Source organism: Bacillus sp. JJ1474 (assembly GCF_036965225.1).
GTDB lineage: Bacteria > Bacillota > Bacilli > Bacillales > Cytobacillaceae > Cytobacillus.
Genome location: NZ_JBALPC010000214.1, coordinates 1 through 1,417, shown reverse-complemented (window position 1 = coordinate 1,417; position 1,417 = coordinate 1). Strand labels below are relative to the sequence as shown.

1 protein-coding gene is annotated in these 1,417 nt (G+C 29.4%); it reads left to right on the top strand.

What is annotated here, in order from left to right:
* A partial coding sequence (locus V7164_RS22100; RefSeq protein ID WP_335355242.1) for a CDP-glycerol glycerophosphotransferase family protein occupies positions 1-1,404 on the top strand: 1,404 nt, incomplete at its 5' end.
* Positions 1,405-1,417: the final 13 nt, after the last annotated feature.

The window sequence follows — 1,417 nt, the reverse complement described above, 5'->3', positions numbered from 1 at the left end:
ATCTGTAATAAACTTAATATTTTATTAAGAAATAAATTATTACAAGAAGATATTAACGAGTTTTTTGAAATTAAGAGTGTCCTTAATAATATTAAGACTGTTCTTAAGGAGTTCATAACAATAAGTGATTTTAATGAATGGAAGTATGTAACTAATATTGTTATTGGGGAAATATTTAAAATTCTTTTTGAAGAGAAAGAACAGCAGGGAGATTTTGTTGAACTAAATAAAATTCAACATATAATAGCTCGTTTAAAAACAAAATTCAGGAAAAAAATCAAAGTAGTTTTTTTAGTTCAATTACCTTCAATTTGGCCATCAACTGAATCAGTTTGGAAATCATTTTGTGATGACGCTAGATGTGAAGTACAGATTGTTCAGCTGCCTTTTTACCATCATAATTATGATCAAAAACAAAATGAATCCATCGGAGACTATTTAGATAAAAAAAATATTTCGTATAAATACTGGTATGATGTCAACCTAGAGAATGAAAAACCAGATGTAGTATTTTTTCAAAATCCTTATGATTCAACAAGGCCGGTAAGGTATTCCTTTGGGGAAATAACTAAGTTCGTAAAAAGAACTGTCTATATACATTATTGTTTAGATATTCTTGGAGGAGAGGTAATAGATTACCATTTTAAACTGCCTGCATGTACCAATTCATGGAAGGTTTTTGTTCGATCAGAAAGATATAAGGAAATGTTTAAGAAGTACTGCCCTAAAGGTGATAATCATGTAGTAGTTACCGGACATCCTAAAATGGACATGGTATACAATTTGGATAACTTTATTGTGGAAAGTGAACTAGAAGAGTGTATCGGAAATAGAAAAGTAATTCTCTGGAATCCCCACCATATGATAAAGGAGAATGAATGGTCTACCTTTTTAGAGTGGCAAGAACTACTCTTGACTATTTTCCAAGAAAGAAACGACATATTTTTAATAATAAGACCTCATCCTTTATTACTGGGTAATCTTGAACGGGAATTTGGGGGCACAGAATTTGTTAATTTATTTCTTAAAAAAGTAAATAGTCTTGAAAATGTAATGTTAGATTTATCTGATGATTATAAACAAGCTTTTAAGGTATCAGCTGCATTGATTTCGGATGCTTCTTCATTGTTATTAGAATATCTTCCAACTCGAAAGCCTATCATGTATTTACCTAAAATAAATGGGGGAGGATTAAACGATGATGGAGATATCATTGATTATTATTACAATGGGATAGAAGAAAAAGATATAAAGAATTTTATTGATCTAATATCCAATAATCAAGATCCACTGTATCATAAAAGAATCTCTCAGATTAATAATTATTTGTATTCGTTTGATGGCAATGCAGGCTATCGAATTAAAGAGAATATAATATCATCATTGCTTGATGAAGATATATAGAAGATAAAAATAT